The 6,643-nt window shown below is 70.8% G+C and carries 7 protein-coding genes; all 7 read left to right on the top strand.

Annotated elements, in window-relative coordinates; translation table 11 throughout:
* On the top strand, positions 1-1,403 hold a 1,403-nt coding region (locus tag FOE67_RS29240), incomplete at its 5' end, for a cytochrome P450 family protein (RefSeq protein ID WP_228473814.1).
* Complete coding sequence (locus FOE67_RS12315) at positions 1,400-2,485, top strand: cytochrome P450 family protein (protein WP_323384812.1); 1,086 nt, start codon at positions 1,400-1,402, stop codon at positions 2,483-2,485. The genes FOE67_RS29240 and FOE67_RS12315, both read left to right, overlap by 4 nt.
* Positions 2,486-2,544: 59 nt before the next feature.
* Positions 2,545-3,492 (top strand): GNAT family N-acetyltransferase, encoded by a 948-nt coding sequence (locus FOE67_RS12310; RefSeq protein ID WP_228473813.1) that lies wholly within the window; start codon positions 2,545-2,547, stop codon positions 3,490-3,492.
* Between the two features lie 48 nt (positions 3,493-3,540).
* Positions 3,541-5,046 (top strand): Rossmann-fold NAD(P)-binding domain-containing protein, encoded by a 1,506-nt coding sequence (locus FOE67_RS12305; protein ID WP_182663517.1) that lies wholly within the window; start codon positions 3,541-3,543, stop codon positions 5,044-5,046.
* Positions 5,039-5,506 (top strand): hypothetical protein, encoded by a 468-nt coding sequence (locus FOE67_RS12300; RefSeq protein ID WP_182604752.1) that lies wholly within the window; start codon positions 5,039-5,041, stop codon positions 5,504-5,506. The genes FOE67_RS12305 and FOE67_RS12300 overlap by 8 nt, the downstream gene beginning before the upstream one ends.
* The gene (locus FOE67_RS12295) at positions 5,503-6,285 is read left to right on the top strand and encodes a class I SAM-dependent methyltransferase (protein WP_182663515.1); all 783 of its coding nucleotides are present in this window, start codon (positions 5,503-5,505) and stop codon (positions 6,283-6,285) included. Before FOE67_RS12300 ends, FOE67_RS12295 begins: the two co-directional genes overlap by 4 nt.
* On the top strand, positions 6,282-6,643 hold a 362-nt coding region (locus FOE67_RS12290; protein WP_182663513.1), incomplete at its 3' end, for a hypothetical protein. The genes FOE67_RS12295 and FOE67_RS12290, both read left to right, overlap by 4 nt.

Raw genomic sequence — 6,643 nt, 5'->3', positions numbered from 1 at the left:
CTCGTGGGCGCGGAGCTGTGTATAAGAGACAGGGCCACTTCCGGCTCTACGGCGAGGACTTCGCCCGCGACCCGGAGGCCACCTATACCCGAATGCGCGCCACCGGACCGGCCTCCTGGGCGCTGATCGCCCCCGGAGTGGAAGTCGTGGTGGTCACCTCCCACCCCGCCGCGCTGCAGACCCTGCGCAGCCCTCGCTACTCCAAGGACGCCCGCCGGTGGCGGGCACTGGCCGAGGGCCGCATACCGCCCGACAGCCCCGTGCTGCCCATGATGGGCCGGCGCCCCAGTCTGCTGTTCGCGGACGCCGAGCACCACCGTCGCCTGCGAGCTCCCATCGAAGAAGCCCTGGCCGACGTCACCACTCCGGCGCTGCGCGCCGACATCCGTACCCTCGCCGACGGCCTTGTCGACACCTTCGCCGCCACCGGCAGGGTCGATGCCGTGGTCTATGCCGGGCATCTGGTCACCGTCGTCCTGGCCCACCTACTGGGCAGCACCTCCGAACAGGGTGAGCGGATGGCGCGGGCCTGCGCCATGATGATCGACGCCGAACCGGCCACCGCCCAACGCGGCAGCGCCGACCTTGCCGCGGCCCTGAACGAGTTGATCGTCCAACGCCGCCGCCTCCCCGGTCGAGACGTCACCTCGCGGCTGCTGGCCGCCCCCGAGGCCCTGAACGACGAGGAAATGCTCCACCAACTCGTCGTCCTCATCGGCGCCGGCACCGTGCCGACCTCCGCGTGGCTGACCAGCACGCTGTGGTTGCTGCTGACCGACGAGAGATTCGGCGTCTCCCTGAGCGGCGGCAGCCTGAGTACGGCGGACGCGTTGCAGGAGGCGCTGTGGCGGCACTCCCCGATGGCGAACTTCTCCGTGCACTACCTCACCGGGGAGGTGCCCTACGAACTGGAGGACCCCACCGGCCGACTCGCTCCGTTCGTCATTCCGCCCGGCGTACCCGTCCTCATCTCCCACGCCGCTGCCAACACCGATCCCGGAGCGCTCCAGCCCTCCGACCGCGCCGGCTCGCCCACGGGAAACCGGGGACACCTGGCCTGGTCGGCCGGACCTCACGTCTGTCCGGCTCGGGACCTGGCCGGGGTCATCGCCGAAGTCGGCATCGAGGCGCTCCTGGACCGCCTGCCCGACATCGAACTCGCCTGTGACCCCAGGGACCTGACCTGGCGACCGGGACCGTTCCACCGGGCGCTCACCAGCCTGCCCGTGACCTTCCAGCCCACCCAACCCCAAAACCGTGGAGGATCCCCATGGACACAGCCCGATGCCCCTTCACCCTCGACCCCACCGGTACCGACCTCCACGGCGAGGCCGCGGCCCTCCGCGCCCGGGCACCGGCGACCCCGATTCTCCTTCCCGGGAATGTTCCGGCGTGGTCGGTGACCCGCGCCGAACACATCCGTCGTCTGGCCGCCGATTCCCGCGTCTCCCGCGACCCCCGGCGACACTGGCCCGCCCTCAACGACCTGCCCGAGCACTGGCCCCTGAACGTCTGGGTCAAGGTGACCAGCGCCTTCACCGCCTACGGTGATGAGCACCGCCGACTGCGACGCCTCATAGCCGGCGCCTTCACCCCTCGCCGCACCGAAGCCCTGCGCCCGGCAGTCCGGGCCACCGTCACACGCCTCATCGAAGATCTGAGCCTCGTCGAGCCCGGTCGGACGATCGATCTGCGGACCCGATTCACCTACATGATCCCTACCGAGGTCATCAGCGACCTCTTCGGCGTACCGCAGCACATGCGGGCCGAAGCCCGCAGAGTCATCGACGCGGCTCTGGCCACCGCCGCCGACCCCGAGCAGGCCGGCCGCGACTACGCCGATCTGTGGGCCTGCATGGCGGCCCTGGTCGCACACAAACGCGAGGCCCCGGGCCAGGACATGACCACCGACCTCATCCGGGCCCGGGACGGCGAGTCCCGTCTGACCGAGGACGAGCTGATCTCCACCTTGATCCTGATGATCGGAGCCGGCTCGGAGACCACCGTCAATCTCATCGGTCACGCCGTAGTCGCCCTTCTCACCCACCCCGACCAACACGCCATGGTCCGACAGGGCCGCATCTCCTGGGACACCGTAATCGAGGAAACCCTGCGGTGGCAGGGCCCCATCATGCACATGCCGCTGCGCTACGCCGTTGAGGACATCGACCTCGACGGCGTGACCATCCCCAAGGGCGACGCGATCCTCCTGGCCTTCGGCGCCGCCGGTCGCGACCCCGATCTCCACGACCACCCCGCAACCTTCGACCTCACCCGATCCAACCCCGGCGATCACACCGCTTTCGGCCACGGAGCCCACTACTGCCCGGGCGCTCCTCTGGCCCGCATGGAAGCGGCTATCGCCCTCCCCGCGCTCTTCGCCCGATTCCCCCGCCTCGCACTGGCCACCGACCCGGATCTCCTGGTCCCCCAGGAATCCTTCATCGCCAACGGTCACCGGGAACTCCCCGTCACCCTGCACTGACCCCGTGGGGGCGGTGGAAGTCCCACCGCCCCCACGGCCTCCGTTCCACACAGCTCGGGTTGAAGGCCAACAACGTGAATGACATCAAGCACAACGACGCCCATGACGGAGAACGCGCTGCCGTTCCCAGCGCCCGGCTGGGCAGCTCGGGCCCCGGGATCGACCTCGTCGGCGACCTGGAGGTCGACCTGTGCGAGGAACTCGCCGGCATCGCCCAGCGGTGCGTCGCCGGGTACAGCGATGACCGGCCGGTCAGTGCCTCCCTCGTGCGTTCCCGGCTGACGAACGCGCTGACCGGAGCACCGCCTGTGCTCGCGGTGGCCCGGGACGGGAGGGAGGTGACCGGGTGGTGTGCCGTGCGGCGCCCGGAGCCCGGCGAGGCGCGGGCCCGGCTGTGGGGTCCGGTCGTCGCCCCGTCGGCCCGTGGAGTGGGACTGGGGCGGGGGCTGCTGCGGAGGGTGGTGGACGCGGTCGAGTGGCCGTTGGTGACCACGGACGTACCCGTGGACCGGGACGGCGCCGGCGACTTTTTCACCAGGTCCGGATGGGAGGTGCTGGACACCATCACCGTGCTGCACGGTACCCCGGCCGCCGGCGTGCTCGACGCCGTCACCGCGGCCGATGTGACGGAGCTGGAGACGTACGTCGCCACAGCCGCACGCCGGTTCGCCGGCGTGGAGGCGTCGTTCGCCCAGTCGACGCTGACGAGGTGGCGTGACGACGCGCGGTTTCGCCTCGAGACCCTGCTCCTCGACCCTCCGACCGGGTCGCTGCTCCTGGCCCTGGTTCAGCGGAACGACACCGCCAGCGAGCTGCTGCTGGCCGAGGTCTGGGCGGCGACGGACGATGTCCGCACGCGGCTGATCACCCGGGCGCACGCCTTGGCCGCTGACCGGCAGGTGGCGACCGTGCGCGCGGTGACCCGGCAGGATCCCGCCGATTTCGTCGCCTGCGGTATGCGCGTCACCGGTCGGTGCCGCACCTTCACTCTTCCCCGTGAGCGCTGAGCTCGGGCCTTCGAGGGCCCAACTTCTTGAGATGACAGGAGGGCACTTATGTCCGCATCCGTGAAACTGCCACTCGTCCACGCGGTGGACATCGTCGCCGGCGAAGGTGAGGCCCAGCGGTTGCTGGGTGACCTGGCGGCGCGTCTTGCCGTTGATCCCGGCGTGCAGCGCATGGACTGGGAGGAGGCGTCGGCGTCGTGGCTGTGTACGCTCGCCAACGGCGGCCGCGGCCGGCTGACACTGGCCGCCCCGGCAGATCCCGGTTCGGTGGTTGAGAGCACCCACTGTTTCGTCGCGGCCTTCGAGCAGGGCACCCCGGCTGCGGCCGAGGACTTCTTCGCGGCGGTGCGGCAACTGCCGTTCACCCTCACCGAGATCGCCTCAACCCTGTCCGAGCTGCCGCTGACCGGCAGCCTGCCCGACCGGTGGCCGAACAAGCCGCTGGGCGATGTCGGGGTGCTGCTGACAATTCACCACATGCGGGATTTCCTGATTCTGGTGGACAGTCTGCTCGCCCTGGGGGTGGAGCCGGCCCATATGACCGTGATCGACAAGGAATACCCCTACGCACACACCCACCGGGTGAACGCGCATCTGGTCCAGCGGCACGGCATCGCGGTGTGGCGCTACCGGGACCTGCGTGCGGGGATCGAGGACCACATCGATCGTGTCGCCGCCGCGGGTAAGCGAAGTGTGGTCATGGACGACGGCGGTTACGTGATGCCCACCGTCCTGCGCGAGCTGCCCGATCGGGCCGGGCACTTCGTCGGCCTGGTGGAGCAGACCACCTCCGGCATCCGGAAGGTGGAGGGGCTCCAGCTGCCGCTGCCGTTGGTCAGCGTCGCCGAGAGCGACATGAAATCCATGATCGAGTCGTACGGCATCGCCGACGCGGCGGTGCGCAACACGCTTCGATTACTGCCGGATGAGAAGTTCGAGGGTCAGCCGGCGCTCGTGCTCGGCTTCGGCCGGATCGGGCACGAGGTCGCTCGTGTCCTGGAGACCCGGCGGATGCGGGTCGCGGTGTTCGACTCCGACATCACCCGCCTGGTCGCCGCGCACGAGGAGGGCTTCCTGACGGGCCTGTCGCTTGAGGACCTGGTACGCGCGCACCGGCCGCGGCTGGTGATCGGCTGCGTCGGCAGTCGCAGCTTCGGCCTGCGGGAGGCACGGCTCCTGCCTCCGCAAGCGTTCCTGGTCAGCACGACCAGCCGGAACTTCGAGTTCGCGCTCGACGAACTGCGAGAGGGCAGCATCGCCGTGACGGACCGGGGCGTGCTGGGCACCGGCTACCAGCTCGCCGACGGTCCCGGCATCTGCGTCCTCGGCCACGGCATGCCGATCAACTTCCACCATGCCGAGTCCCTGTCCAACCGCTATGTCGACCTGGTCCTGGCCGGTCTCGCGGTCGGCGCGGTGGCCCTGGCCGGCGGGGACGAGCGGCTGCGCCCGGGCCACAACGTGGCCGCCACCAACGAGATCCTCAGCGAGTCGGGCATCGTCGTCGACTACTACCGGCTCTACGGCCCGACCGCCGGAGCCGGACGTGGCTGAGCGGATCTTCACCCTCGACGACCTCACCAGCGTCCGGTCGGTCTGCGGATGCCTGACCTGCAAACTGAGCGCGGTCTTCGCCGACCACCTCACCGACCTGCGTACCGGCTACCCCGGCACGGTCACCCCGCTGGGCCACCGCGGGGCCGCGCCAGGGACGACCGCGGTGCCACACTTCCTCACCGTGCGCGTGGGTGACGCGCACGTGGACATCGTGGTGTGGGAAGAGATGCGCCCCGACCAGCTGAGGGCCTGGCTCCCGGCCGCCGAGGCCCGCGCCCGGCTGCCGCAGCTGGCGGCACGAATACCTCTCCTGGTCCGCATCCGCCAGGCCCTCCGCGCCGGCACGTTCACCCCCTCGGGGCCGACGGGCGCCACCCTGGCCTCCGGCGGCCGTTACCCCTCGTTCCGATTTCTCGTCGAGCACTGGCCCCAGATCAAGAAGGAGTTCACCCCATGACCGCTGTCTCCTCCGACTTCGCCGCCGTCGGCACCGACTACGCCGCCTACTCCGAGGGCGGGCGCGGCCTGCTCCGGCACGAGCTCGTGGCGCATCGCGTCCTCACAGAACTCGGTGGCAAGCCCGTCCGCGTCCTGGACGTCGGCTGCGGCGACGGAGAGATGGTGCTGCGCCTGGCCACGGCCGGCCACCACGTCACGGGCGCGGAGGTCTCCGCCGAGATGCTGGGGCGCGCCGAGGAGAAGCTGGCCGCAGCCGGCGTCGCGGACCGCGTGCGGCTCGTCGAGGCCGACATCTACGACCTGCCCTTCGAGGGCGAGGTCTTCGACGCGGTCGTCTGCCACGGCGTCGTGATGTACCTGCCCGACTCCACCGAGCCCGTCAGCAACCTCGCCCGGCTCGTCGCCCCCGGCGGCCTCCTGAGCATCCTGACGAAGAACGCCCTCGCGGTCGGGGTGCGTGAGGCCCTGCGCGGCGAGTACGACTCCGCCCTCGCTCAGATCGAGAGCGGCCAGGCGACGAGCATGGGCAACCTCGGCTACGTCACCCGCGGGGACACCCCCGAGCACCTGGACCAGCTCGCCCGCGACAACGGACTGACGCCGCTGCCCTGGCAGGGCGTGCGGATCTTCCACGACCACTACCCGAAGAACTGGCACCCCGAGCCGGAGGTGTTCGCCGAGGCGCTCGCGGTGGAGTGGGCCGCCTCCAGCCGCAGTCCGTACCGCGAGCTGGGCCGCCTGGTGCACACCGTGGCCCGCCGCGAGGCCACCTCATGACCGCAGGCACGGCCATCCGGCCGCTCACCGTCGGCCGTCTCGCTCGGGACCTCATGGCCCGGGCGGGGCAGCCGATGCCGGCCCTGCGGTGCTACGAGTCGCTGGCCGCCCTGTGGATCCGCGGCTGCGACACCGGCTTGCCGGGAGCGCGGGTCCTGCGGGAGATGACCTCCCGCTCGGCGATGCGGCTCGCCGCCGGCGAGGACGCCTTCCTCGCTCCCGACTGCCACCACATCCCCGACCGGCTACTGGAAGACGAGTCGCTCGTACGTCTGCCGGCGTCCCTGGCTGTGCAGGGGGTGGAGTGGCAGGACGCGATCGCACTGGCCCGGGTCTGGCTGGGGGCCCGGGAGTGGGG

The organism is Streptomyces calidiresistens (assembly GCF_014141525.1).
Lineage (GTDB): Bacteria > Actinomycetota > Actinomycetes > Streptomycetales > Streptomycetaceae > Streptomyces > Streptomyces calidiresistens.
Note: the sequence above shows the minus strand (reverse complement) of the source record. Positions and strands in the feature narration are given on the sequence as shown.